Source organism: Spiroplasma sp. ald, from assembly GCF_044714355.1.
Taxonomy (GTDB): domain Bacteria; phylum Bacillota_I; class Bacilli_A; order Mycoplasmatales; family Mycoplasmataceae; genus Spiroplasma; species Spiroplasma phoeniceum.
Window position 1 is genome coordinate 1 of the sequence record NZ_RXFY01000160.1, and the last position, 1,309, is coordinate 1,309.

The window sequence follows — 1,309 nt, forward strand, 5'->3', positions numbered from 1 at the left end:
TTTACAATTTCTTTATATTTATTTTTATCTAAAAAACTAATATCTTTAAATAATTGTATTTCTAAACTTTTAGGTAATTTTGCTAATAAATCACTTAATATATTAGGGTTTAAATAATATTGAATTTGTGCTAATTGATGCTCAATATCTTTAATACTTTGTAAAATTGCTTTTATTTTAGAATTACCATATTTTTCTAATAATTTTATAATTCTTAATGCTATTTTGGGGTTTTCTAAAATACTAGTAATTAATGTTAATAACTTTCACATTTTTTGACACTCTCCTTATGGTGATTATATAATGGGTGATGACAAAAAGAGGTGTAAAAATGAATAATGAAATAGATTTTAAAGAAATAAATAAACAACCTGAATATTTAAGTTATTTAGAACAAGGAAAATATAAAATATTACAAGAACAAAAATATTATATTGATATTCCTTGAATTATTGCTAATAGAAAAGCTGCTCCGTTAACTATTGGACAAGGTTTAATGTTTAATTGTGATAATGATGATACGCAAGATTGAATAGAAGAATGATATGAAAAAAACTATGTTTATTCTAAGTTATATCAAAATGAATTAGCAAATAGTTTATATGGTCGCAGTGTAATGTATTTATTAAAAACAGAGACTGGCGATTTAACGATTGATGTTGCTCCAATTGGTTCAAATGTTCGTATTGCTAAATATTCTGAAATAGAACAATATGCTGAAATGTGAATATTACCTGCTCAATCTGATTATATGTGATATCAAAGAGTACAATTTTATCCAAAAAAAGCAATAATACATTATTATACTGCTGATAAATTAGAAATAGGAATTTGACAAACTTATGGTGAATTAGAAAGTAAATTAAAACCAGTTTCTAAAATGGAATATGATACTGGTATAGATATTTTACCTATTGTTGAATTTATAAATTTACCTAAATTAGTTCATGGTACAAAAACAACAGTAGATCATATTCCTGATTGTTTATCTGTATTTAATTTAATTAAAGATGTCCAAGATAATATTTATTATAAAAGAATTGAAAGAATTATAAATCGTACTCATTTTGTAGGACAAAAAAGTACGCCACCACTTGGTAATAATGGTAATGGTGATGAGGAATTAGTACAAGCAGATGCTTTAATTACTAGTACAGTTCAACAATATGCTATGACTGGTACTACTGGTGTTGGTTTAATTCATGCTCAACAAAATTATACTGAAATAACTATTGATAGTGATTATTCAATGAAAATGATATTTAATGGTGCTGGTTATGAATATGATAATTTTTCAGGAAATAATTAT

General features: G+C 24.3%; 2 protein-coding genes. One reads left to right on the forward strand and one right to left on the reverse strand.

Translation table 4 applies throughout. From position 1 onward, the window contains the following. On the reverse strand, positions 1-272 hold a 272-nt coding region (locus tag EHU54_RS05810), incomplete at its 3' end, for a hypothetical protein (RefSeq protein WP_400249450.1). A gap of 59 nt (positions 273-331) precedes the next feature. Here EHU54_RS05810 and EHU54_RS05815 point away from each other — a divergent pair. Next, positions 332-1,309 (forward strand): hypothetical protein (locus tag EHU54_RS05815; protein ID WP_400249451.1); only part of this gene is annotated, 978 nt, incomplete at its 3' end.